Source organism: Fulvivirga imtechensis AK7 (genome assembly GCF_000331535.1).
Lineage (GTDB): Bacteria > Bacteroidota > Bacteroidia > Cytophagales > Cyclobacteriaceae > Fulvivirga > Fulvivirga imtechensis.
This window is the reverse complement of record NZ_AMZN01000048.1, coordinates 72,722-98,721: the sequence shown is the minus strand read 5'-3', so window position 1 is coordinate 98,721 and position 26,000 is coordinate 72,722. Positions and strand designations below refer to the sequence as shown.

The window sequence follows — 26,000 nt, the reverse complement described above, 5'->3', positions numbered from 1 at the left end:
GGGGCTACTACGGCACTTACATCATAGCTACTGATAACTCCGCCGTCATCATCTAAAGAGGGAAGCGTGACTCCGATAGCATCGCCAGAGCATACGGTGGCATCAAGATTGCCAGTGAATACAGGGGCCTCATCTATTGTTACTGTAATAGTAAAGTCAGAGCCTGCACAAGTTCCCACATAAGGAGTAATTGTATAAACTACATCCAGGGGACCTCCTGTAGTATTCGTAAATATATCGCCAGAGATCAAATTCACATCTGTCGTACCACTCGCTGTACTGGCTGTACCCCCCAAACCAGGGTCTACTACCGCACTTACATCATAACTACTGATAACATCGCCATCATCATCTAAAGAGGGCAGCGATACACCTATTACATCACCGGAGCATACTGTAGCATCGAGATTGCCAGTAAATACCGGAGGTGCTACTATAGTTACTGTGATAGTGAAATCAGCTCCCGGACAAGTGCCTACGTAAGGAGTAATAGTATATACAACATCCAATGACGGGCCTGTCGCATTACTAAAAATGTCACCGGATATTAGGTTTACATCTGTTGTACCCGTTGCTGTACTAGCAGTGCCTGTCAAACCCGGAGCCACCACCCCACTTACATCATAACTGGTGATAACATCGCCATCATCATCAAGAGATGGTAATATAACCCCAATCGCATCATCGGAACATACTGTGGCATCGAGATTACCTGTAAACAAAGGAGCCTGATCTATCGTTACAGTTATTGTAAAATCTGGACCAGGACAAGTGCCTATATAGGGAGTAACGGTGTAAACTACATTTAGAGGATTACTAGTGGTATTTGTGAATATATCACCGGATATCAGGTTCACGTCTGTTGTTCCCGTTGCGGTACTTGCTGCGCCTCCCAAACCAGGATCTACTACCGCACTTACATCATAGCTACTGATAACACCACCATCGTCATCCAAAGAGGGTAGTGTAACTCCTATTGCATCTCCCGAACACACCGTAGCATCAAGATTGCCAGTGAATACAGGGGCCTCGTCTATCGTTACTGTAATGGTAAAATCAGGACCTGCACAAGTACCTATATAAGGAGTAATCGTATAAACTACATCCAGGGGACCTCCCGTAGCATTTGTGAATATATCACCAGAAATTAGGTTCACATCCGTTGTACCACTTGCTGTACTAGCTGTACCTCCCAAACCGGGGTCTACTACCGCACTTACATCGTAACTGCTGATAACATCGCCATCATCATCTAAAGAGGGCAGCGTAACTCCTATGGCATCTCCCGAACACACCGTGGCATCAAGATTGCCAGTGAATACCGGGGCCTCATCTATCGTTACTGTAATTGTGAAATCGGGACCTGGACAAGTGCCTATATAGGGAGTAACGGTGTAAACTACATCCAAAGAATTGCTAGTCGTATTTGTGAAAATATCGCCGGAGATCAGATTCACATCTGTGGTTCCCGTTGCAGTACTAGCAGTGCCTGTCAAACCCGGAGCCACTACCACACTTACATCGTAACTGCTGATAACATCGCCATCGTCATCCAAAGAAGGCAATGTGACTCCTACAGCATCTCCCGAACACACCGTGGCATCAAGATTGCCTGTAAATAAAGGAGTGATTTGCAGATCAATAACGACACTCCCGCCCATATCAACTTCAGTACAATTAGCATTGTCAGCTTCTACTGTCAATACATCACCATTACTGAACTGTCCTGATGCAATAGTTAATGAAATGGGTGCTCCGGTTCCGATGACCGTTGTTGTATTGTCAAGGACACCATTTACTTTGATAGTATATTCAACCGTTTCAGGTCCGGGAGGATCTTCACTACCATCTAGCTGAATGATGGCATCATCACCAGAACATACTTCCAAAGGTGAGGCTGTGGTAATGTTAAACACAGCCGGTGACGGATCATTAACTGCGGGAGCTACAACAAGTACTTCCGAACAGTTTGTCCCGTCATCAAAAACTTCAACTGTATAGGTACCTCCAGCCAGCCCTGAGATATCCTCAATATTATTGGTATAACCATTAGGCCCACTCCAAGAGTAAGAATATCCAACACCTGATCCTCCGGATGCAGTTATAGAGATAGATCCATTAGGAATTGTACAACTGCTATTATCTACTACTGCATCCACCGATATATTAAGTGGAACAACAATATTATCAATTGTAAACCCGGTGTTAACAGTTTCATTATCATCTTGCGCAACCACCAGATAGGTTCGGGGTGGCAAATTGGAAAGAGAAGTGATATCACCATCACTCGGGTTAAATGTAAAATTCGGGGGTCCAAATATAAACAATGTAATGGCCCCGCTAGAATTAGATACCGTTATATCAATTGATCCATTGTTCAAACCATCGCAAGCATCTTTCTCATTGGTTAGTGTCACCGTTAGCTGACCAAAGGAAATATTGCTGGTGGCAAAGGAAACCAAGGCAAACAACAAAAAGATTAAGAAATTACTCTTTTTCATAACTCGGGTCATAACAGTCTTACTTGATTTCAACATTTACTTCCTTACGACAGCCTGTGTTATCCTGAACAACGATAAGGTATTTACCTGATAGTAGATCATCAATCTTTGTTGAATCTATATTTAGTTTATTCTTTTCTCGCCTGTCTCCAATGACAGATATTGTGAAAGGAGCCTCCCCTCCCTCTATTGAGATCTCAATAGAACCATTGCCTCCTGGGAAACTCGTATGGACAATAGACTTCTCGATAACAATTTTTTCACAAGGGTCAGTAGTTTGGGAAAATCCCCTAAAGGATAAACAGATGGTTAAAACAGTTGATAACAAAGCTAACTTTCGCATGGATGTCTCAAAAAATTTCCTACATTATATATATAGTTCAAAAAATTAAAGTAACCGACAACAGACATTTGCACTATTTCCACATAGTATCAAAAAGTAAAGATTGCATCTTTAATTAATTTATCAAAATGTTTATCAGGTAAACAAAAGTACAATTTAGCATTCTGCAGCTTAAATCGTAAAAAAAGTTCCACTTTTTAAACAATAAATGCCTAAAACTGTCGTTTAATAGAATTTTAAGGATTATTCTTAGTACTTTCTATTGATAATCTCACTCAGGATAATTGCCCGTTTGGCTCCATCGGCATCCTGTAAGGTATTGAGAATATCATCAGCGATGGTGTCTTCCTCCTTAATTTCATAGCCCCGGAAGTGTCCCGATTGGATTGGCTGGTCAAGGTCTACCAGCTCATCAAGTGTTTTTAGTTTTTTGGCCTCTCTTACGGAACGGTTGTAGGTTTCTTTGGCCTCATCGTCAGAGACCCGGGAATCCCAGGAAGGTTCATCTTCATAGGATTCATAAACGGTTTCACGGGTAGGGGCTTTTGGCTGTGGTTGTTGTCGTGGTTGTGGCTGTTGCTCTCCTGTAAATTCACGCAACAACTCTTCAAAAGTCATCTGTTTTTGAGAGGGGCGCTGTGGAGTTTCGTCCAAGGAGTCTGCTTGTGGGGGGACATTATCTTCCTTTTTCTTTTTTAGAAACCTCGAAAGGATGGCAAATGCTATAAAGATGAGATATATAATTAATTCGGTATCCATGGTTTAACAAAATTATACTTTTATATCGGGTTTGCAAGTGAAAAAGCTATTAGCTGTAAGCTGCAAGCAGCCAATTGTGTAGAGTAGAGCGCCGGGCGCTAAGCGCTTTGCGTCAACCCACCTCTGTATCTCCTCCCGGGAGGAGATTGGCTCGCGTGTATTAAAAACCATTCAACGTTACCGATACAGATTATTGATTATTTTCTTCCGGCTTCGGTCTTCATCGCCACCTGTCCTCCGCTGGCGGAGATGGATAAGCGTAGAGCAGAGCGCCGGGCGCTAAGTGCTTTGCATCAACTCACCTCTGTATCTCCTCCCAAGAGGAGAATGGTTCGGTGTATTCAGAACCTTCACCATTGCTGATCACAGATTATCGATTATTTTCTTCCGGCTTCATCGCCACTGTCCTCCGCTGGCGGAGGTGGATAAGCGTAGAGCAGAGCGCCGGGCGCTAAGTGCTTTGCGTCAATCCACCTCTGTATCTCCTCCCGGGAGGAGAGTGGCTCGCGTGTATTAAAAACCATTCACCGTTACCGATACAGATTATTGATTATTTTCTTCCGGCTTCATCGCCACTGTCCTCCGCTGGCGGAGGTGTCCAAAGGACGGAGGTGGATAAGCGTAGAGCAGAGCGCCGGGCGCTAAGTGCTTTGCGTCAATCCACCTCTGTATCTCCTCCCGGGAGGAGAATGGTTCGCGTGTATTAAAAACCATTCAACGTTACCGATACAGATTATTGATTATTTTCTTCCGGCTTCATCGCCACTGTCCTCCGCTGGCGGAGGTGTCCAAAGGACGGAGGTGGATAAGCATAGAGCAGAGCGCCGGGCGCTAAGCGCTTTGCGTCAACCCACCTCTGTATCTCCTCCCGGGAGGAGAATGGTTCGCGTGTATTCAGAACCTTCACCATTGCTGATCACAGATTATCGACTATTATTCTTTTCTTCCGACTTCCAACTTCGGTCTTCCGTCTTCCGACTCCTGTCATCTCAATACTAATATCTAATTCGCATTCATTTTATCATTTTTAGTTTTAAATTTGTTGCCTTTGCTTTGATTAATATGCTTATTGAGCAAACCACAGGGCCATCGTATTTTTTTAATTAGTTTAGTGCATGCAACTTTCCAAGCTTGAGATCAAGGGTTTTAAGAGTTTTGGCGATAAGGTAACCATCAATTTTGACGAAGGGATAACCGGTATTGTCGGGCCAAACGGTTGTGGCAAATCCAATATCGTGGATTCCATTCGCTGGGTGCTGGGGGAGCAGAGTAGCAGGACGCTACGATCTGAGAAAATGGAAAACGTGATCTTCAATGGAACCAAGAAGCGCAAGCCTACGCAGTTAGCCGAGGTATCTCTTACCTTTAATAATACTAAAAACTTACTGCCCACAGAATATTCTCAGGTAACTATTACCAGAAGATACTACCGCTCGGGGGAGAGCGAGTACTTACTGAATGGTGTAACCTGTAGGTTAAAGGACATTACCAACCTCTTCCTCGATACGGGTATTGCTTCCAACAGCTATGCTATCATCGAGCTAAAAATGGTAGACGACCTGCTTAATGACAAGGACAACTCAAGACGAGGACTTTTCGAAGAGGCTGCCGGTATTTCAAAGTTTAAGAAAAGGAAAAAAGAGACGCTTAAAAAGCTACAGGATACCGATGCCGATCTGGAGCGTGTAGAAGACCTGCTTTATGAGATTGACAAAAACATGAAATCCCTTGAAAGACAGGCTAAACAGACAGAAAAGTATTACAAGCTCAAGGAAAAGTATAAGAAGCATAGCATTTTGCTGGCCCGGCTTACCATCAGCAAACATACGGAAACCTATCAGAGCCTGATCAAACGAATTGAAGGCGAAAATGACAAAAAAATAAGCCTCAACAAGCAGGTCAGTGAAAAAGAAGCTGCTCTTGAAAAAGCAAAAGCTGAATTGATTGGCAAAGAAAAAACACTTTCATCGCGTCAGAAAGCGCTCAATGAACATGTAAACAAGATCAGGCAGTATGAAAGTGAGAAAAAGATAAAAAATGAACGACTTCGGTTCCTGAATGATAAATCGGAAAGTCTGCGCGATCAGATAGAGCAGGACAAAAAGAGTAACGAACGAGCCAAATTCAGTGTTGAAAGCCTTACGCATGAAAAGAATTCAGCTCAGAAGATACTGAATGAAATAGAGCAGAAGCTGGCAATATTGAAAGAGGATTATGAGATACAAAAAAGAAAGACTTCTCAGCTTCAGGAAGAAACCGATACGCTCAGGAAAATACAGAAGAGCAAGCAGGAGGAAGTCTATCAGTTAAAAAAATCTGTAGAGATCAAAGAGCTGCAGCTATCCAGCCTTAAACAGGAGCTAGAAAAAACAGCTACCGACACCAGTGAGCAAAGTGCCAGCCTGGTGCAGTTCGACAAGAAGGTCACTGCGCTGTCTGAACAACTTGCGGTTAAAAATAAGGAACAGCAGAAGCTAATAGCCGCTGAGGAAGACCTCCAAAAAAGGATCGAATCAACCACAAAGACCATTGAAGTAATCAGGGAAGAACAGACACAGACAAACAGGAAGCTGGATGCCCGTCAGAATGAGTACAACCTTACTAAATCACTGGTTGAGAACCTGGAAGGGTTTCCTGAGGCCATTAAGTTCCTCAAGAAAAAAGCCGGATGGAAAAAGAATGCCCCTCTTCTCTCCGATATTCTTACCTGCGAAGATGAGTACAGGGTAACGATCGAAAATTATCTGGAGCCATACCTTAATTATTATGTGGTTGATAAAGAGGCTGATGCTTACGAGGCTATCAACATCCTCAGTGATGCTGCCAAGGGCAAAGCTAATTTCTTCATTCTGGACAGTTTTGAAAACTTCACCCCTTCTGATACGAAATTATACGACAATGCCTTTCCTGCCACGGAGATCATGGAATATGATACCAAGTACAGGAAGTTAATGGGGCATATCCTCGACCGCGTGTATATACTGGAGGGCGACTACAAGAGTATCCCTAAAGACGATGACAACGTTTTTATCACCAAAAGTGGTAAGGTTACACGTAGAAGGTATAGCATATCGGGTGGTTCCGTAGGGCTTTTTGAAGGTAAAAAGATCGGAAGGGCCAAAAACCTGGAGAAGTTGGATAAGGAGATCAAACAGCTTACCAAAAAGCTTTCGGAGGTGCAGCAAGGGCTTAGCGATAAGCAAAAGGAGCTGGAAAAATTAAAAGGCAGTACTCATAAACAGGAAATCGAAGAGGTCAGGGAGGAAGTAAAGCTCATTAATGAAGAATATATTTCCATCAAGACCAAGCAAGAGCAGTTCAGCAAAATGCTTTCCGATGCGGATATGCGCAAGGAGGACATTTTGGCTAAAATTGAAGAATTAGCGGAGGCGATAGATAAAAATAAACCAAAAGCCGAGCAGGAAGAACGTGAGCTACAGGAAAAAGAGATCAGGTTAACCAACCTCGTATCTGACCTTAATGAGCATAACGAACTCCTTTCTGAAAAATCTGCAGCCTTTAACGAACAGAACATCTTCTTTCATCAACAGGAAAACCGGGTTAGAAGTATTACTCAGGAAATCGAATATAAGCAGGATGCCTATGAAAGCAGCAAGGGCAGAATTGAGAAGAACCAGGAAGAGTTGAAGCACAACGATGCTGAAATAAAGCAGCTTTTGGAAAAGGCGGAAACCAATGATGATGAACTCATCGCCATGTACGATGAAAAGGAGAGTATTGAGCAGGGAGTTAATGAAGCGGAAAGAGAATATTATGCTGCCCGTGGTGAAATTGATGAGATAGACAAGGCCGCCCGAGAGATACAAAGAAGCCGGGAGGGTGTGGATACACTACTCATGGAGCTTCAAAACAAGCTCAATGAAACCAAGCTGGAGCTGAGCTCGGTAAAGGAAAGACTTTCGGTTGAATTCAACATCAAGCTGGATGACCTGATGGAGGAAGAGAAAGAAGAAGGCCAGGAGGAAGGCCAGGAGGAAGAGCAATGGGAAGAAGGACCTCTTCGTGATGAAGTTTCCAGGATTAAGGATAAACTGGAGAAAATGGGGCCTATTAACCCAATGGCAATGGAAGCCTACCAGGAAATCAAAGAAAGAAATGACTTCATCACCTCACAGCGTGAAGATCTTTTTAAAGCAAAAGAATCGCTGCTTACCACAATTGATGAAATTGATACCGTAGCTAAGGATACATTTATTGACGCTTACGAGAAAATAAAGGAAAATTTTGTGAAAGTGTTCCGAAGCCTTTTTACGGAAGAGGACGATTGCGACCTAAGGCTTAGTGATCCTGAAAATCCACTCGAAAGCAGCATTGAAATTATTGCCAAACCCAAGGGGAAGCGCCCGTTGACCATTAACCAGCTTTCTGGGGGTGAAAAAACATTAACGGCTACTTCGCTGCTTTTTGCCATTTATCTATTAAAACCGGCCCCTTTCTGTATTTTCGATGAAGTAGATGCCCCCCTTGATGATGCTAACATCGACAAATTCAACAATATTATCAAGACATTCAGTAAGGAGTCTCAGTTTATAATAGTAACCCATAACAAACGTACTATGTCAAGTACGGATGTTATCTATGGTATCACTATGATTGAGCAGGGTGTGTCGCGGGTGGTGCCGGTAGACCTTCGGGAATTGGCCGATTAGGCTAAAACGGGGCTTTTCACCTTCCCCAATTAAGGGTTTTGCGTAGTTGTCTTCTAAGGGCTAACCCTTAGATTTCTTCAAAACGATCAAAAACCAGCTTTTCTCATCTATTTTCCATCCCCCAAAAGTGCCCTCTGCTTGAAAATGACGCAGTCGGGTCCCTTATTATTTATTTTCAGTACTTACCCTGAAAAAACGCTTCATTAATAATATCAACTTTGGTATATAACACTAAAACCAATACCAAGATGAAAACCAATAAGACCAATCCCCTCTCTCTTGTATTTTTTTCTCTTTGTTTGTTGATGGCTTTTAGTTCCTATGGAAAGGAGCGTTCAGCCAAAGAAGACAGGGTAAAAAGCCTCGTGATCTTTTCTATCACGAAGTACGTGCAATGGCCTGATGACGACAATGAAATTGTCATCGGAATATTATCAGACGACCAGGAGTTGCTAAGAACATTTAATGAAATTGCCTCTCAGCGGTCCTCAGCCAGAAAAATTGTTATAAAGTCATTTTCCTCACTGGAAAATGCTTTAAAAAAGAGCGACTTACTGTTCATACCACATGAAATGAGTGCGGCAGTAGAGAATATTAGCGAGATAAACACTCAGAATGTATTGATAGTTACCGAAAAAGAGGGGTTAGCAAAACATGGTAGCGCTATCAACTTTGTAACTGTGGACGGAAAGCTAAGATTTGAAATGAATAAAAAAGCCGTTGAAAGATCAGGTTTAAGGGTTTCCAGTAAGCTTGCTGAAATGGCTATTGAAGTTTAGTTAGGTTAGGGTTATTATTTTGTACACGCTTGTTAAGAGAAGTCATTTCTGACTTCTCTTAATGTTATCACAAATCACGGCTGTAGCCATTGCCACATTTAACGATTCGGCTTTTCCATACCTGGGTATGGTTATTTTTTTGGTGATCAAAGAAGAAATAGCAAGTGATATTCCATTGGCTTCGTTGCCAAGCACCAGCATTCCTCCTCTCCCGAATTGTACTTTATGAATGTCCTCACCTTCCATAAATGCACCATAGACAGGTTGTGGGTACTGAGTCAACACCTCTTTCAATGAGGTATAATAGGCCTGGACGCGACAGAAAGAGCCTTTGGATGCCGCTATGGTCTTCGGGTTATAAAAATCAGCCGTTTGCTCTGAAGCCAGCACTTTATAAATGCCATACCAGTCAGCAATCCGTAGTATCGAGCCCATGTTCCCAGGGTCATTGACATCATCCAAAGCAATACACCATTCCTGCTGTTCAAAGCTAAAAGGCTCTTGCTCCTTCATTTTAACTACCGCAAGGGCAGCATCATTGGATTTGAAAGTACCAAGGCTACTTAATTGTTGAGCTGTTGCTACGTGCACTTCCAATTTACCACCCAGACTATACACATCCAGAAACGGCTGAGTTGCCACTAAAAGCATTACTTCAAAATCGGATTGTAGAACTTCCAGCACACTTTTTGCACCCTCCACCAAAAAACATTGTTCTTGTTTTCTGTATTTCTTTAATTGCAGTGATTTAATGAACTTCGCAGTAGTTTTAGATACCATAATCAGCTTTTTAGTTTGAGGCGCTTATACTTAGCAATTTTCCTTCTTATCAGTAGCAACATCATCTCCGGATGTCTGGGTACCAAATATCTGAAAGAAGATGAAAAATTACTGTATAAACAAAAAATAAAGGGCGCAGACGAAATTGCCAGCGAATCCCTTTCTCAACTGTACGTCCAGGAAGCCAACCGTCAATTTCCGATTATTCCGTTTTCCCCTTATGTATGGTTTTATTACTGGGGCCTTAAACGCTATGATGTTGAAAAATATGAAGAGAAACGTGAGAGCACAAGAGCCAAATGGAATAAAAAAATAGCAACAGCCGGGAACAATGAAAAAAAAGTGCAGCGTCTGGAGCGTAAGAAAAGAAAGAGGGTGGCCAGGATAAATAAAACCATTGAGGAAGGCAATGTATTGATGCGTTGGGGTGAACCAGTGGCCGTCTATGATTCGTTCAAAACCATGCAAACCATGGGGCGATTACAATTATATATGAATTCCAAAGGCTACTTCAAGGCCGAAGTAGATACTTCTCTTAATACTTCAGGCAAGAAGGTGACTGTCATTTATAATATTAATGAAGGGCCCGCCTATAAATTAGATACACTGCTGCTGCAAGCGGGAGATTCAGCTATAACAAAAATTCTGAATAACAGTGATGAAAGCCTGCTGATAAAAGGGCAGAACTATGACCAGAGCAAACTGACTGCTGAAAGGGAAAGAATTGACCTGTTATTAAAAGATCACGGCTACTTCGACTTCAGCAGGCAATATATCGAATTCAATGTAGACACTGCTTATCGTGGTGATAGAAAAGTGGCTATTCAAACAACTATCAACAAACCTGCAAAACGAGGGTATCACAAAGTGTTTACAGTGGACTCTATTAATTTTACCACTGATGCAGGTAGTGGCATAATATCTGACTCCTTAAGGCAAGTCGAGACATACCGGGGCATTACTTACCGGTACTACCAGGATCAGTATAATAAAAAGATACTCAGCCGGCGGGTGCTTATTAAAAAGGACAGTGTTTACAGCAAATCCAATACTTTTAGTACACAGCGGCAATTGGCCAACCTGGATCACTTCCGTTTTATTAATATAAATTACGACTCCTCCGGAGGGACCCTGATCGCTAATATCTTCACCAGCCCATTAAACCGGTATCAATGGACAAATGAGGTTGGAGTGAATGTTACACAAGGTTTTCCCGGACCTTTTTACAATTTATCATTCAAGAAGAGGAATGTATTCCGGGGATTAGAGATATTTGAGATCAATGGCAGAATAGGAATGGAAGGGGTAGCCCCCGCTACAGAAGTTAAAGATGTATATACAAGTGTAGAAGCAGGAGTCAACGCAAGCTTGACATTCCCACAGTTCGTATTACCCATAAGTTCAACTGCAAAGGAACGCCTTGGCAAGATCAACCCTAAAACCCGCCTGCTGGCAGGATATACTTATACTGATCGACCTGAATATATTAGGGAAAACCTAAATTTTTCAAACACTTACACCTGGCAAAATGAGAACAGAACACTTTACAGCCTTACGGCTACTGATGTAAGTATGATTAACTCAAATCTTAGTTCCCGCTTTTTAGATACGCTGGAAGTGCTTGAAAGCAAAGGTAACAGGCTTATCAATACGTTCCGCCCATCATTTGTGAGTAGCATGAGCTTTAGTGTTACCTGGAACCTAAATAGCTACGGCTTTAACTTTACCAACTCGTCCTTTCTCAGGGCTTATCTTGAGAGTGGCGGTACTACATTGAATTTTTGGGGAACTGAAATCCTTCAAAGAGATAGCCTGGAGTATTACAAATATATCAAAGCCAATATTGATTACAGAAAAATACACCCTATCAATAAAAATACAACCCTGGCTTACCGGCTAAATGGGGGTATTGCCAAACCTTATAGCGATAACCGGATTCTTCCATATGAAAAATACTTCTTCGCAGGGGGCAGTAATGGCATCCGCGCCTGGCGCCCCAGACGATTGGGCCCGGGATCATTTTCTCCGATAGATTCATCAACATTCAGGGTTAGCTATAACTTTGAGCAGCAAGGAGAGATCTTATTGGAGGGAAGTATTGAGATCAGGAAAAACCTGATAGGCTTTATTGACTACGCCTTTTTTGCCGATTTTGGAAATATCTGGACCATCGAAAAAGATAAATCCCGGGAAGGCGCACAATTTGAGTTAAACCGGTTCTATAAAGAAATAGCCTTAGGTACAGGGGTGGGCCTCAGGTTCGACTTCTCATTCCTGGTACTTCGACTTGATGCCGGACTAAAGGTGTATGACCCGGCACGAGCCAGGGGAAAACGCTTTATCCTCTCTTCAGGTTTTTATGACCCACCATTTACACCGAGAGCAGCAGAAGCCGTTGTATTTAATATTGGTATTGGCTACCCTTTCTAACTTCCTCTTCCACTAACAGGTTCCAGATCAATAGTCAAGGAGTTCTCCAAGGGCTTTGGCTATTTTTTCAGGGTTAGGCAACATCTGCTTTTCCAGGTCCACATTAAGTGGAATAGCCGGTAAGTTGGCCGCTCCCAGTATCTCAACGGGGGCATCAAGGTAGTTAAAGCACTCGTTTGAAATCCTTCCCGCTAAAGATTCAGCAAATGAATTTAGCAATGGTTCCTCTGTCAGCACCATCACTCTGCTATGTTTTTTAACACTGTTAGTCACCGCCTCCCAGTCCAACGGATTAAGTGTTCTTAAATCCATAATTTCAACCCTTCCCGAATAGTTCTTTATAGCTGCTTTAGACCAGTATACGCCCATCCCATAGGTAATGATCACAGCAGATTCTCCCTTGTCAATTCTTTCCTTTTCGGCCTGCACTACAATATTGGCCTTACCCAGTGGAATGATGTAATCTTTATCAGGCTCAGGGGTTTTCGCATCGGCAGTACCCGGTACCTTAGACCAGTACAAGCCTTTGTGCTCAAGCAATACCACCGGGTTAGGGTCATAGAAAGAAGCTTTTAGAAGTCCTTTCATATCCGCAGCGCTTGATGGATAAACGACTTTTATACCTCGAATAGTAAGTAATGTTGACTCTACGCTACCGGAATGATACGGGCCACCGCCACCATATGCACCTATTGGCACTCTAATGAGCGACTGAACGGGAAACTTTCCTTTCGATAGATAACAACTCTTAGAGAGCTCCTCTACCAACTGGTTGATACCCGGCCATATATAATCTGCAAACTGGATCTCCACAATAGCTTTTGCCCCAACAGCAGACATTCCGGCTGTCGACCCTACAATGTATGCTTCCTGGATGGGTGTGTTGAACACGCGCTCGTCACCATATTTTTTGGCAAGAGTTGCTGCCTCGCGAAACACACCTCCCAGCGTACCGCCTACGTCCTGCCCATAAAAAAGCGCTTCGGGGTGATTCTTCAGAATATCATCTACCGCATGTAATGCCGCATCTACCATAACCACTTTCTCAGCCCCCTTCGGATGACGCTCCCCTTTTTCCTCCAAAATAGGTGTAGGAGCAAATTCGTGTGAGTCGAACTCCCTGATATCGGGATCATTCGAATTGAGCGCATATTCATAATCCTTGGCCACGGTATCCAGCGCAACTGCTTTCAGCTCCTGAAGTATTTTCTTACTCACCCCTGTCTCCAGCAAATATTTTTCAAGAATGGGTATGGGATCCGTTTTGGAATGAAGTTTAAGGTCTTCCTCACCACGGTACCACTCTTTACGAACACCAGAAGTATGGTGTCCGAGCAAAGGACATTTGGCATGCACCAAAACAGGCCCCTTTCTATCTCTTACATATTGAAAAGCCTTTTGCATACCCATATAGGAATCCACAAAATCCGCTCCGTTGACTCTCATCCGTTCCATTCCCTTAAATCCCGCTGCAAATTCGTAGGCATCCATTGTACGCATTTCCTTACCGGTAGCGGATATCCCCCAGTCGTTATCCTGAACCAGGTATACAATGGGCATTTTCTTCAAAACCGCCATTTGAAAAGCTTCGGACACCTCCCCTTCTGTAACCGAACCATCGCCAAGCGAACATAGCACAACGGATTTATTTTTGCCATCAGGGAGGAGCCCCTGGCTTTCGAGGTATTTCAGGCCGTGAGCCATCCCCGTAGCAGGAATAGCCTGCATACCCGTAGCAGAGCTCTGGTGAGGTATGATTGGAAAGCCATCTCTTTTAAGTGAAGGGTGCCCATAGTAGGTCCGGCCCCCAGAAAAAGGATCGTCTGCCTTAGCCATCAATTGCAGCATCAATTCATACGGCTGCATGCCAATTCCCAGCAAAATGGATTCGTCACGATAATAAAGCGAGGCAAAGTCATAATCTCTAAGCTGCATTCCCGCGGCTAATTGAATGGCCTCATGACCGCGAGAGGTGCTATGCACATACTTGCTGCAGATCTCCTTGTTCTCATCATAGGTTTCTGCCATTCTGCTGGCCGTACACATCAGTTGCCAGGCCTTTAACAATACTTCCTTATTAATGGGCAATTTTACCTTCTTTTTTGCAGATGCGGCTTTGGTCTCAGGCATGTAATTTCAGTCTTTTTTTCGGTTCTTCAATCCACCATTCCAAACAAACGATCGTTTGTTCAATCGTTTGCGAATTTAAGGAATTTATCCCAAAGGAATCTCCCCGCTGACAAAAAACATACCCGGTGTTCAGTGAAGAAATAGCCTTTGCAATGTGTACTACGTAAGTTCAATTCGATACTTTTGCCGAATGGCAACGGATAAAGAAGAAATAGTAGACTGGTTTAAAAAGTTACAGGACAGTATCTGCAGACAATTAGAAGAAGCTGATGGCGAGGGTCGTTTCCGGGAAGACCTTTGGGAAAGAGAAGGAGGCGGAGGTGGCAGAACGAGAGTTATTACCAATGGAAACATAATAGAAAAGGGAGGTGTAAATTTTTCCGCGGTTTTTGGCTCTGCACCCGATAACATTGTGAAGGCGCTTAACCTTCCCAAATCTGATTTTTTTGCCAGTGGGGTTTCCATCGTCTTACACCCCGTAAACCCGATGGTGCCCATCATTCACATGAACGTCCGGTATTTTGAGACCTCCCCCACTGAGGAAGGCAAGGTGGGCACCTGGTGGTTTGGAGGCGGTATCGACCTCACTCCCCACTACGTGGATAGAGAAGATGCAAAATATTTTCATCAGCAGTTGAAGTCTGTATGCGATAACCACGACCATGGGTATTATCCTCAATTCAAAAAGTGGGCAGATGATTATTTCTATATCAAACACAGGCAGGAAACCCGCGGTATCGGTGGCATTTTCTTTGACAGGTTAGGCCCCGATCAGGAAAAATCAAAAGAACAATTATTTTCATTTGTAAAAGATGTCGGGTCAATATTTGCACCTGTTTACACACATTTTATGAATAAAAACTGCGGCCTTCCTTTTGGTGAAAAGGAAAAACAATGGCAAATGTTACGCAGGGGACGATATGTAGAATTTAACCTGGTTTGGGATAAGGGCACCAAATTCGGACTGGATACCAATGGCCGAACAGAATCCATACTCATGAGTCTTCCTCCCCAGGCCAATTGGGTGTATGACTACCAACCCACAGCTAACTCTTCGGAAGAACAAACCCTGAGGCTATTAAAAAAAGATATTAATTGGCTAGGATAATATTTATAAAAATTTGGAAACCCAGAAAAAAGGATTAAATTTGTTATATGACAGAAAAAAAACATTCATATGAAAGAAAATCTTTAGCGAGAACAGTAAATGAACCAGCCATTTTTTATGGTGATAATAACACACTACAGCTTATTATCCAACTCCTGGGAGGGGTGAACGTCATAGGTCAAAAGATAAGGAATATGCTTGATTTTTTGACAGTGGCAGAAAAAGGCCTCCCAATATCTGTTTTACAAAAGCTCCAAAAGAGAATGCAGTTTACCAATAGAGAAATAGGTCAAACCCTGGACATGTCTGAAAGCACACTTCAAAGACGATACAAGCTCAATCAAAAGCTAGATAAAAAAGAGTCTGAAAGTGCGATTGATGTAGCCTCAGTTTGGGCCAAAGGCATAGAAGTTTTTCTCGATGAAGAAGATTTTCGGGTATGGCTGCACACCAAAAATGTCGCACTTGGGAATAACAAACCGCTGTCACTCCTTAATTCTCCAATTGGAAGGCAAGAGTTAAAAGACCTGTTAGCTCGCATCGAATGGGGTATATACTCCTGATATGTATTTGTACAGAATAGCCAGTTGCAAACATATCCGTGACCTAACCGGAACAGGCGGTTTATATGCTTCAGGCAGGTGGCATAATAAGGGAACGCGTATCATTTACTTCTCGGAACATATCTCGCTGGCCAAGCTAGAAATTCTAGCCAATTCCAGCTTTCTACCTAAAAGACTTTGTTTGTTAACGGCAATAATTCCTGACGATATAATTCCCGTAGAAGTAACAGAAAAAGAACTGCCGAAGGATTGGGACAACTACCCTTATGTTGAAGATCTAAAGGAAATTTCTTTGAAATGGTTGATGTCGCAAAAGTCTGTACTTTTGAAAGTGCCATCGGCTCAATCATCCCTTGAATTTAATTATCTGGTAAATCCATTACATAAGGATATCATAAACCTAAAGGTAAGATCCATAGAAGACATTAAATTTGACCAAAGACTGCGTTTATAAATGCTGGAAACATTAATAGAACTAGATAAAGAGCTTTTCTTTTTCCTCAACGGACTACACACCAGTTGGCTAGACAGTATTATGTTCTGGGTCTCTGACAAACTCATATGGATACCCTTTTATGCCTGGCTGTTATACCTTATCATCAAAGAGTATAAATGGAAGTCCATCATCTGGCTTATAGGCATAGGGCTGGCCATAGCCGCTTCGGATCAAATACTATCAGGGTTTATGAAACCCTTTTTCGAAAGATACAGACCATCGCGTGACCCCGAACTTGAAGGACTGGTACATATAGTTAATGGTTACACAGGAGGCAGATATGGCTTTGCTTCTTCCCATGCAGGAAATGTATTTGCATTGGCTATTTTTCTATACTCACTTTTTAAGGAAAAATACAAATGGATAGGCTGGCTCTTTTTATGGGCAGGTATTGTTTCTTACTCGCGCGTTTATCTTGGTGTTCATTATCCGGGAGACATTATCGTGGGAGCGGTGATAGGAACTTCAATGGGATGGCTTTTTTATACCCTCAGCGATAGGGTAAGAAGAAAGTATTATCCCGTCTAGGCTTTCCCTAATAAGCGCTGCACATATTTCCCAATAATATCAAACTCAAGGTTCACCTTGTCACCAACCTTTAGCTGGTGCATAGTGGTATGCTCAAATGTATACGGTATAATGCCTACACTGAAACCATTTGCACGAGAATTGAAGCACGTCAGACTAATACCATTGATCGTGACAGACCCTTTCTCAACGGTCACATTTCCTGATGTCGGGTCATATTCAAAATCTATAATCCAACTTCCCTCCTCTTCTTTTATACTTTTACAAACGGCAACCTGGTCAACATGGCCCTGAACTATATGACCATCAAAACGTCCGTTGTTAAGCATACAACGCTCCAGGTTCACCTGAGTACCGGGTTTAAAGTCTCCGAGGTTTGACTTTTTCAGTGTCTCGTCTATGGCAGTAACCCAATGTCTTTTGTCGTTTGCAGCCGTTACCGTAAGGCAAACACCATTATGCGCAATACTCTGGTCAATTTTTAACTGATCAGAAATAGCGCTTTCTATTTCAAAATGCCTGTTGCTACCTTCGGTTTTAATAGTTTTAACCGTACCAAGAGCCTCAATTATTCCTGTAAACATACTGATATCGTTCAATCTCCTGCTAAAATAAGTGCAAAGTACCTTAGAAAAAAATCAACCTGATCGGACAAATTTCGGACCACCCCGGGAATTGACGAGTGGAATGATTTGAAGGTTGCTTTACCCGAAGCCAAATTCGAAGTAAAGAAGTGGAGTGTCTCTGTGAATGCATTATTTACCCCCACCAAGACTGATTCAAAAATCCTTCTCTTTAGGAGAGGGATTCAGGATGAGGCGCCGGGAAAATAACGCCTTCCTTCAAATTTTAACATAAACATTTGGTTTACAAAATAAACTACTTTACATTTATAAAAATTAACAATCATGGAAGACAAGAAACATCCGTTAACAAGCGAAGAAAGTTTGCAGATCATTGCCAAAATGATCAAAACCGCCCAGGGAAACTTCCGGGACGGCAGCTTTTATTTTATCTTCTGGGGCTGGATAGCCGCTGTTGCCAGCCTCGCTCAGTTTTATCTTACCATATTCACAGATTTTAATGCTCCCTACCTGGTCTGGCTTATCGGCATCCCCGGTTGGATCATAACTATGCTCTATGGATACAGGCAATCCAAAAGAGAAACCGTGAAGACGTACAGTGACACCCTGATCATGTGGACCTGGATCGGATTTACATTCTCTATACTGGTCGTAATTTTTGCAGGACGGCATATCAACTATCAAATAACACCATTGATCATGCTATTTGTCGGGTTATGTACCTTTATTAGCGGATTAATCATTAGGTTTAAACCTTTGATCATAGGAGGCAGCTCCTTCTGGATTTTTACTCCTATCACATTCTATCTTCCGATGGAGTATTCTTCATTGATCATGGCTATTGCAATTTTGTTCGGGTATCTTATTCCTGCTTATATATTGAAAAAACAGAATTAGAATGTCTGCTTTTAAAGATCTGGATCCATTACTACACTCACAGCTCCGGCTGGCAGTGATGTCGCTGTTAGTAAGTGTGCAGTCCGCAGAGTTTGTCTACATTAAAGAAAAAACCAATGCCACAGCGGGTAACCTAAGTGTCCAGATAGACAAGCTTTCAAGTGCGGGTTATATTGATGTGGTGAAAACTTTCAAAGGGAAGAAGCCTTTGACCACCTGCAAAATCACAAAAAAGGGACTAAAAGCTTTTGAAGATTACGTCAACACATTACAGCAGTATATTAAAAAATAATTTTTTTATCTATTTAGTTTACATTGTAAACTACTTTATAAATATGAAAATCATCATCCGAATAATACCGGCAGTATTTATCAAGCGCTGCATGCGGTTTTTCAATTTCGAAAACTGTAAGGGGCTTTTGAGCACCACTGAGACTAAAAAAATAGCCCTGCACTCAAAGCAAACCATATGCTTCAGGGCTATTATCAACTTTTAAAAATTCACCATAAATATCTAAAGACATGAAAACACAGACCCTAACAATCACCCTTTTAGTCCTTATCTTACAGGGAGCTCTTGTCTGCAAAGCACAGCAGGAAAGTAATGTAGCAGCAGAAAAAATGGAAGCGTTTTCTAAGCTACAGGGAAAATGGTCCGGCACAGGCTGGTACCAGCAAGGGAGCCAGGAACGACATCTGGTAAAACAAACTGAGCACATATATTCCAAATTAGATGGAAAGATACTTGTTGTCGAGGGCCAGGGAAGGCATCCGGAAACAAAAGAAATAGTATTCGAAGCGTTTGCGGTATTGCATTTCGATGAGGTGCAGGGCCGGTACATTTTTAATACCTACACACGAGACAAGGGGCATACCGCTGCTTTGGCCAAATTTGAAGGAGATGATCTAATATGGTGGTTTGAAACTCCCACCGGAGGTACGATAAAGTATACAATTGATTTCACTGAAACCACATGGATAGAAGATGGTCATTATTCACCCGATGGCGAAAAGTGGTATCCTTTCTTTCATATGGAGCTGAAAAAACTATAGCAACTAATTTTTGATGCCAGTCGTTTGTAATAACTTTGATCTGTCTTATTTTTAAGCATGCACTGGCATCAAAATTTACCTGAATGACATTAAAAGAAAAGTATCCGATCAACCTGCACAATACCTTATCCGGCAAGAAAGAACAATTTGAGCCAATTCACGAAGAATATGTGGGAATGTACGTTTGCGGCCCCACCGTGTACAGTGATGTACATCTGGGTAATGTCAGAACTTTTTTAAATTTTGATGTTATTTACAGGTACCTCATGTATGTGGGGTACAAAGTACGCTATGTCCGTAACATCACAGATGTGGGCCACCTGGAAAGCGATGCCGATGAAGGGGAAGATAAAATAGCGAAGAAGGCACGTCTTCAACAACTTGAACCCATGGAGATAGTACAGCAATACACAAACGATTTCCATGATGTACTCAAGCAGTTCAACATACTGCCTGTAAGTATAGAGCCTTCTGCCACAGGACATATTGTAGAACAAATAGAGATGGTCCAGCAACTGATCGACAAAGGCCTGGCTTATGAGGTTAACGGATCAGTCTATTTTGATGTCTCCAAATATGATAAAGACCATAACTATGGGAAGCTTTCAGGACGTAAAATTGAAGAGTTGATGGAAAGCGGCCGCACCCTCGACAGTCAGGATGAGAAGAGGAATAAAATTGATTTTGCACTTTGGAAAAAGGCCTCTCCTACACATATTATGCGGTGGCCTTCTCCATGGGGTGAAGGTTTCCCGGGATGGCACCTTGAATGCACCGTGATGAGCACCAAATACCTGGGTGAAAGCTTTGATATCCATGGTGGTGGTATGGACCTGATATTCCCTCACCATGAATGTGAAATCGCACAATCGGTAGGTTCTACCGGGAAAGAGCCTGTAAAATACTGGTTACATTCCAACATGCTCACCGTAAACGGCCAAAAAATGAGCAAGTCTTTGGGTAATTCTTTTTTGCCTCGTGAACTTTTTGCCGGAACACACCAGCTTCTTCAGAAAGGTTTCAGCCCTATGGTTGTACGTTTTTTCATGCTACAATCACACTACTCAAGCACTCTTGATTTCTCCAATGAAGCGCTTATAGCCGCAGAAAAGGGTTATAAAAGGCTTATGGAAGGGTATAAAGTATCCAAAAACCTCCCTTTTGAACAAAACGATGTGGATGGAGAGCTTGAAACAAAGACAAAAGAACTTATTGATGGCTTATTTCTGAACATGGGTGATGACTTCAATACTGCTAAAACCCTGGCGGTACTCTTTGAGATCACCACCATGATGAACAATTTTAAAACAGGTAATATAAAAACGGGCTATCTCACCCAGGAAACTTTTGCAGAGCTCGTTTCGCGGTATCAGGGTTTTATCACTGAAGTACTCGGCCTCAGGGAAGAGGCAGAAACCAGCAATGATCTGCTTAATGGAGTAATTGAAGTGCTAATGAAGCTACGGCAAGATGCTAAAGAAGCCAGGGATTATCAGCTTTCCGATAAGATCAGAGATGATTTAAAGAACCTGGGTATTGTACTTAAAGACAGCAAAGAAGGAACCGAATATTCCATTGCATAGTAATAAATCCGGCCTGGATGATTAGCAGAAGAATCGGAGCGGCAGGCTCTCTCAGACAGTTTTAACATTGAGGGTGAGATGGTAATTTAAAGTTGCAATTAAAAAACTATCCTGTTGGATCTATTGTTTTAACACGTGCAGTTTCTAAAAAACCTATTCATTTTTCCAATCAGATTCTACCAGGTGGCAATAAGTCCGTTGTTGGGGTCTAATTGCCGCCACTCCCCTACATGTTCTCAGTACACCATCGAGGCCATACGGGAGTGGGGGCCTTTCAAAGGCACGTGGATGGGCATGAAGCGTATCTCACGATGTCATCCCTGGGGTACAAGCGGCTATGACCCTGTACCCAAAAAGAAGCACTGATTCTGTTCTGAGTTCTCAGTTTACAGTTCACAGTATGTCCACCTTTAAAAAACATCCTCAGCACCCGCAATTTTCCCTTTGATTTGATAGTTTTGTAGAATTAGCTAAACCTAATTCCGCCTTATGCTGAAAATTGACATGCACACCCATATTATACCTGAACAAATGCCCAATTGGACAGAAAAGTTTGGGTATGGGGACTTCATATACTTGCAGCACCATAAAAAAGGGTTTGCTAAAATGATCAAAGGCAACCAGTTTTTTAGAGAAATTGAGGAGAATTGCTGGGACCCCGATATTCGGATTGAAGAATACGAACAGTTTAACACCCAGGTACAAGTGGTGTGTACCATCCCGGTGATGTTTTCGTACTGGGCTAAGCCGGCTGATTGTCTTGACCTTTCCATGTTCTTGAACGACCATATTGCTCAACTTGTCGAGCAGTATCCAAAAAACTACATCGGCCTGGCAACGGTACCTATGCAGGACACAGATCTGGCCATTAAAGAATTGGAACGCTGTAAAGAATTAGGCTTTCCCGGCATCCAGATTGGCAGCAATATCAATGATGAAAATCTCAGCGAAGACCGCTTCTTCCCTATTTTTGAAGCTTGTGAGAAGTTGGATTTGGCAGTTATGGTCCACCCATGGAACATGATGGGAATGAAAAGTATGACCAAATACTGGCTGCCATGGCTGGTGGGTATGCCGGCCGAAACCTCCAGGGCCATCTGTAGCCTGATCTTTTCAGGTGTCATGGAAAAGCTTCCTAAGCTTCGTTTTAATTTTGTTCATGCCAGTGGCTCTTTCCTTTCTACCATTGGACGAGTAGAGCATGGCTTTAATTGTCGTCCCGACCTTGTTGCGATTGACAATCCGGTCAACCCACGTGAATATTTAGGCGAATTCTGGGTAGATTGCATTACGCATGACCCTAAAATGCTTGAATATGTGCTGGACCTGCAAGGTTCAAAGAAAGTAACTCTTGGGTCTGATTACCCGTTTCCTCTTGGAGATCTCGAAATTGGCAAGTTTATTGAAGAAATGAATTTACCAAAAGAGACTATAGAGGATATATTTTGTAACTCGACCCTCGAATGGCTCAATTTGGATAAGAGGAATTACATTGATGAATAGATTTTTAGTATTGTTATTTACATGCTACAGTTGCTTCAGCTATGCACAGTTAACACAACAAGAAAAGATCAACCAGCAGGTCCGCAATGCAGAGCAAGCAAAGCATGCCGAACTTATGAGGATCATGGACCAGGGTGTTGAACTGATGGCGGATGGCAAACATGAAGAGGCCAACACCCGTTTTAAGGAGGTCCTGAAGTCTGCCAAGGTAGTCCCTACCGATCTGTGCTTTTACTTTGGCAAAAATTCCTTTTACCTGGGAAAATATACCCAAAGCATAGACTGGCTTAACAAGTATATTCAATTACGTGGAACAACCGGCCAGTTTTATGACGAATCCATTGAATACCTGGATAGATCCAAAGAAGCATTTCTGGTGGTTCGTGAGGGTGAAAGAAAAGAAGCCCAGAATATACTTACCACCAGCTATGATATCGACTGCGGCCCTTCCGGAAAGGTGATATGTCCGGTATGCAAAGGCAAGGGCGTAATTATCACAAAAGGCGCCTTTGGAGATACCTACAAAGCATGTCCATACAGCGATGACCATGGTTACCTTACCTGTGAAGAATATAATAAACTACTGCGTGGACAACTCGAACCAAAGTTCTAAATATCCGTAAGGGCTTTATATTTCTGAATTTTTCTTAAATCTTATTGTTATCTTTGCGGATTAAAACAAAATCATTCTTGCAAAATGATATTACATAACCGAGTAAACAAAAAAATCTTAAAAGAGAAATTGAGGGAAAGTGAGGAGCAGAGAGTAACGCTTTCATTTTACAAATACCTCAACATTCAGGATCCCGAAGCTTTTAGAGACCAACTTTATATCGATCTTAGTAATCTGGGTGTGCTGGGCCGTATTTATGTAGCTCATGAAGGTGTTAATGCACAGATTAGTGTGCCCGAAGATCGGTTTGAAGCTTTTGAAGGATATATGAATATGTCTGCCCAACTGAACGGCACCAGACTCAATATAGCTGTAGATGATGATGGGAAGTCCTTTTTCAAGTTAAAAATACAAGTGAAGAAGAAGATAGTTGCAGATGGACTTAACGATGCCACCTTTGACGTAACTAACAAAGGCACCCACCTTTCCGCAGAGGAATTCAATAACCTCTCCGGTGATCCGAACACTATCATTGTGGATATGCGTAACCACTACGAAAGTGAAGTAGGTCATTTTAAAAATGCTATCTGCCCGGATGTAGACACTTTTAGGGAGGCGCTGCCTGTTGTAGAAGAAATGCTGGAGGACAAAAAGGATAAGAATATAATCATGTACTGCACAGGGGGTATACGCTGCGAGAAGGCCAGCGCCTACTATAAACATAAAGGCTTCAAAAATGTTTTTCAGTTAGATGGCGGCATTATTGAGTACGCTCGCCAGGTAAAAAATCAGGGCCTTGAAAATAAATTTGTTGGAAAAAACTTTGTTTTCGATGAAAGACTGGGTGAGCGTATTTCCGAGGAGGTCATAAGCGTGTGCCACCAATGTGGAAATCCATGTGACGACCACACGAACTGCAAAAATGATGGATGTCATCTGCTTTTTATCCAGTGCAGTGAGTGTGCTGAAAAACATCAGGGATGTTGCTCACCGGAATGTAAGGATATAATAAATTTACCTGAAGAGCATCAAAAGGAGATAAGAAAGGGGTTGAATAAAGGTCGGCAGGTATTCAAAAAAGGCCGTTCGGAAAAGTTACTATTCAAGAGTTATGCAAAAAGCTAGAATAGGCATAATCAATGTTTCTGATCGGGCCAGCCAGGGAATTTATGAAGACCTTCCCGGAAAGGCTATTGTGGAAACGCTGGATGAATATATAACATCGGAGTGGGAAAGCGAGTATGCTGTGCTGCCTGATGAGCAGGAGTTGTTGCAACAAAAGATGATAGAAATGGCAGATGAGAAAAGTTGCTGCCTGATCATCACTTCCGGTGGTACCGGCCCTGCTAAAAGAGACGTAACACCCGAAGCTACTGAAGCCGTTTGTGATAAGATGATGCCGGGTTTTGGAGAACTGATGCGGCAGGAAAGTTTGAAGTACGTACCTACCGCTATTCTATCACGACAGACGGCAGGTATCCGAAATAAGACCTTGATAGTCAACCTACCAGGGAAACCAAAATCTATACGTGAGTGTTTAGATGCAGTGTTTCCGGCAATTCCTTATTGTATAGATCTGCTGGAAGGCCCCTATATCGAATGCAATGATGAAGTGGTTAAGGTGTTCAGGCCTAAACAACATTAAGATATGGCACGAATTAAATACTATTACGACACAGAAACATGTAAGTACGAGCGCGTTAAGGTTAAAACACAGGATGTTATACTTAATTTCCTTGGCTTATCTTCTCTGATCGTTGCCGTAGCCGTAGGCTTGCTGATGCTATACAACAGCTACTTTGAATCTCCTAAAGAAGTAATGCTGAAAAATGAAGTGGCAGAGTTGGAATATTACTATGAAAACCTCAATGCAGAAGTAAATAAGCTGAACAAAATACTGGCAGCCCTGGAAAAACGTGATGATGATATTTACCGGGTGGTGCTCGGAGCAGAACCTATAGATCCCTCCATCCGGGATGCCGGCATTGGAGGTGTTGACCGTTATGCGGAGATCCGGAATAAAAATATAGACCACAAAGAGCTAATTCTTAGCCTGTCAGAAACTGTTGATAAGCTTAAAAGGAAGATGTACATCCAATCGAAAAGCTATGATGATATAGTGCAGTTAGCTGATAATAAGGCGAAAATGTTCGCTGCTATCCCGGCCATCCAGCCTATATCCAACAAAGAGCTAATACGATTGGCCTCAGGATTTGGAAACAGGATACACCCGGTCTACAAGGTAAAGAAGATGCATACCGGTATTGACTTCTCTGCTCCTATCGGCACGCCCATTTATGCCACGGCTGATGGAACTGTCACCAAAGTAAAAGTAAGGTTCAGTGGCTATGGCAAGCTCGTTGAGATCGATCATGGCTTCGGATTTAAAACCAGGTATGCACACATGCATGAGTTTGAAGTAGAAGAAGGTCAAAAGGTAAAAAGAGGTCAGATTATAGGGTATGTAGGGAATACAGGCCTGTCTACAGCCCCACACCTGCACTACGAAGTGATCAAAAACAACAAAAGAATTAACCCGGTACATTATTTCTTCAATGACCTGAACCCCGATGAGTACGAAAAAGTGATCGAACTGGCATCTATCGAGAACCAGTCATTGGGTATGTAAAAAGAAAAATTCTATGAAAGTGTTTGCATCATAAAATTCAATTACCTTATT

The 26,000-nt window shown here is 42.4% G+C and carries 23 protein-coding genes; 17 read left to right on the top strand and 6 right to left on the bottom strand.

The window, feature by feature from the left end; all coding sequences use genetic code 11:
- The 3 genes from C900_RS14385 to C900_RS14375 all read right to left on the bottom strand — a co-directional run.
- Window positions 1-2,501 (bottom strand): PKD-like domain-containing protein (locus tag C900_RS14385; RefSeq protein ID WP_040496820.1); only part of this gene is annotated, 2,501 nt, incomplete at its 3' end.
- 19 nt (window positions 2,502-2,520) lie between these two features.
- Entirely contained in the window at window positions 2,521-2,844 is a 324-nt protein-coding gene (locus C900_RS14380; protein ID WP_040496819.1) for a hypothetical protein, read from the bottom strand.
- Between the two features lie 249 nt (window positions 2,845-3,093).
- Window positions 3,094-3,603, bottom strand: coding sequence for a hypothetical protein (locus C900_RS14375; protein ID WP_040496818.1), 510 nt, complete (start codon window positions 3,601-3,603; stop codon window positions 3,094-3,096).
- Window positions 3,604-4,718: 1,115 nt separating this feature from the next.
- Here C900_RS14375 and smc point away from each other — a divergent pair.
- Entirely contained in the window at window positions 4,719-8,273 is a 3,555-nt protein-coding gene (gene smc / locus C900_RS14370) for a chromosome segregation protein SMC (protein ID WP_009580713.1), read from the top strand.
- A gap of 248 nt (window positions 8,274-8,521) precedes the next feature.
- Window positions 8,522-9,052 carry a YfiR family protein gene (locus tag C900_RS14365; RefSeq protein WP_009580712.1) on the top strand — a complete coding sequence of 177 codons (531 nt, stop codon included), beginning with the start codon at window positions 8,522-8,524 and terminating at the stop codon, window positions 9,050-9,052.
- A 42-nt stretch (window positions 9,053-9,094) separates the two neighbouring features.
- Here C900_RS14365 and C900_RS14360 read toward each other — a convergent pair whose 3' ends face one another.
- Entirely contained in the window at window positions 9,095-9,832 is a 738-nt protein-coding gene (locus C900_RS14360; protein ID WP_009580711.1) for an RNA methyltransferase, read from the bottom strand.
- A gap of 15 nt (window positions 9,833-9,847) precedes the next feature.
- Between C900_RS14360 and tamL the strand changes: the two genes are divergently transcribed.
- Complete coding sequence (gene tamL / locus C900_RS14355) at window positions 9,848-12,262, top strand: translocation and assembly module lipoprotein TamL (protein ID WP_009580710.1); 2,415 nt, start codon at window positions 9,848-9,850, stop codon at window positions 12,260-12,262.
- Between the two features lie 27 nt (window positions 12,263-12,289).
- On the opposite strand, the gene C900_RS14350 is transcribed toward tamL, so the two are convergent.
- Complete coding sequence (locus tag C900_RS14350; RefSeq protein WP_009580709.1) at window positions 12,290-14,392, bottom strand: alpha-ketoacid dehydrogenase subunit alpha/beta; 2,103 nt, start codon at window positions 14,390-14,392, stop codon at window positions 12,290-12,292.
- Between the two features lie 190 nt (window positions 14,393-14,582).
- Between C900_RS14350 and hemF the strand changes: the two genes are divergently transcribed.
- From hemF to C900_RS14330, 4 genes are read left to right on the top strand one after another with little or no spacing between them, the layout of a single operon-like run.
- Complete coding sequence (hemF, locus tag C900_RS14345; protein WP_009580708.1) at window positions 14,583-15,500, top strand: oxygen-dependent coproporphyrinogen oxidase; 918 nt, start codon at window positions 14,583-14,585, stop codon at window positions 15,498-15,500.
- A 47-nt stretch (window positions 15,501-15,547) separates the two neighbouring features.
- Window positions 15,548-16,063, top strand: coding sequence for a type II RES/Xre toxin-antitoxin system antitoxin (gene parS, locus C900_RS14340; RefSeq protein WP_009580707.1), 516 nt, complete (start codon window positions 15,548-15,550; stop codon window positions 16,061-16,063).
- Between the two features lies 1 nt (window position 16,064).
- Window positions 16,065-16,517: an RES family NAD+ phosphorylase gene (locus C900_RS14335; protein WP_040496817.1), complete on the top strand. Its 453-nt coding sequence runs from the start codon at window positions 16,065-16,067 to the stop codon at window positions 16,515-16,517.
- A complete protein-coding gene (locus tag C900_RS14330) occupies window positions 16,518-17,087 on the top strand; it encodes a phosphatase PAP2 family protein (protein ID WP_009580705.1) in 570 nt (189 codons plus the stop codon).
- Here the strand turns inward: C900_RS14330 and C900_RS14325 are convergent.
- Window positions 17,084-17,671 carry a riboflavin synthase gene (locus tag C900_RS14325; protein WP_009580704.1) on the bottom strand — a complete coding sequence of 196 codons (588 nt, stop codon included), beginning with the start codon at window positions 17,669-17,671 and terminating at the stop codon, window positions 17,084-17,086. The genes C900_RS14330 and C900_RS14325 overlap by 4 nt on opposite strands.
- Window positions 17,672-17,995: 324 nt before the next feature.
- Between C900_RS14325 and C900_RS14320 the strand changes: the two genes are divergently transcribed.
- From C900_RS14320 to C900_RS14280, 10 genes are all read left to right on the top strand, one after another.
- Window positions 17,996-18,568 (top strand): hypothetical protein, encoded by a 573-nt coding sequence (locus C900_RS14320; RefSeq protein WP_009580703.1) that lies wholly within the window; start codon window positions 17,996-17,998, stop codon window positions 18,566-18,568.
- Between the two features lies 1 nt (window position 18,569).
- On the top strand, window positions 18,570-18,860 hold the full coding sequence (locus C900_RS14315; RefSeq protein WP_009580702.1) for a winged helix-turn-helix domain-containing protein: 291 nt from the start codon (window positions 18,570-18,572) through the stop codon (window positions 18,858-18,860).
- A 230-nt stretch (window positions 18,861-19,090) separates the two neighbouring features.
- Window positions 19,091-19,621 (top strand): hypothetical protein, encoded by a 531-nt coding sequence (locus C900_RS14310; RefSeq protein WP_009580700.1) that lies wholly within the window; start codon window positions 19,091-19,093, stop codon window positions 19,619-19,621.
- Window positions 19,622-19,704: 83 nt separating this feature from the next.
- Complete coding sequence (cysS, locus tag C900_RS14305) at window positions 19,705-21,204, top strand: cysteine--tRNA ligase (protein ID WP_009580699.1); 1,500 nt, start codon at window positions 19,705-19,707, stop codon at window positions 21,202-21,204.
- A 135-nt stretch (window positions 21,205-21,339) separates the two neighbouring features.
- Window positions 21,340-21,570, top strand: coding sequence for a membrane protein insertion efficiency factor YidD (gene yidD / locus C900_RS29390; protein ID WP_083867501.1), 231 nt, complete (start codon window positions 21,340-21,342; stop codon window positions 21,568-21,570).
- A 123-nt stretch (window positions 21,571-21,693) separates the two neighbouring features.
- Window positions 21,694-22,707 carry an amidohydrolase family protein gene (locus C900_RS14300; RefSeq protein WP_245558439.1) on the top strand — a complete coding sequence of 338 codons (1,014 nt, stop codon included), beginning with the start codon at window positions 21,694-21,696 and terminating at the stop codon, window positions 22,705-22,707.
- Complete coding sequence (locus C900_RS14295) at window positions 22,700-23,320, top strand: hypothetical protein (RefSeq protein ID WP_040496816.1); 621 nt, start codon at window positions 22,700-22,702, stop codon at window positions 23,318-23,320. The genes C900_RS14300 and C900_RS14295 overlap by 8 nt, the downstream gene beginning before the upstream one ends.
- Before the next feature lie 84 nt (window positions 23,321-23,404).
- Window positions 23,405-24,445, top strand: a complete 1,041-nt coding sequence (gene trhO, locus C900_RS14290; RefSeq protein WP_040496815.1) for an oxygen-dependent tRNA uridine(34) hydroxylase TrhO — start codon at window positions 23,405-23,407, stop codon at window positions 24,443-24,445.
- Window positions 24,432-24,965 carry a molybdopterin adenylyltransferase gene (gene mog / locus C900_RS14285; RefSeq protein WP_009580695.1) on the top strand — a complete coding sequence of 178 codons (534 nt, stop codon included), beginning with the start codon at window positions 24,432-24,434 and terminating at the stop codon, window positions 24,963-24,965. Before trhO ends, mog begins: the two co-directional genes overlap by 14 nt.
- Before the next feature lie 3 nt (window positions 24,966-24,968).
- A complete protein-coding gene (locus C900_RS14280; RefSeq protein ID WP_009580694.1) occupies window positions 24,969-25,949 on the top strand; it encodes a M23 family metallopeptidase in 981 nt (326 codons plus the stop codon).
- Window positions 25,950-26,000 lie beyond the last annotated feature (51 nt).